A 221-nucleotide genomic window follows, 5' to 3' on the forward strand; every position below is an offset into this window, starting at 1 on the left:
AATTTATCAAGCCAATCTTGACGAATAAACATTGCCGTACCAGCAATTATATATGTTGCTGGTGGATTTAAATTAGGAATAATATAATATTCACCATCGATCCCCATAATTGCAGCTTTTATTTCAGAATTTTCTGGTTTATTTAAATATTGGTGAAAGTTAGGCATAACATGTTCTAATTCATGTAATGGATAAAAAGCTCCTTGTTCAGCATATCTTTG

At 30.8% G+C, this 221-nt stretch carries 1 protein-coding gene; it reads right to left on the bottom strand.

Going from position 1 to position 221, the window contains the following annotated elements:
- Positions 1–221: hypothetical protein (locus ACX6CF_RS27260; RefSeq protein ID WP_458788503.1), on the bottom strand; the 221-nt coding region annotated here is incomplete at both ends.

The sequence above is a fragment of the Vallitalea sediminicola genome, assembly GCF_054408565.1.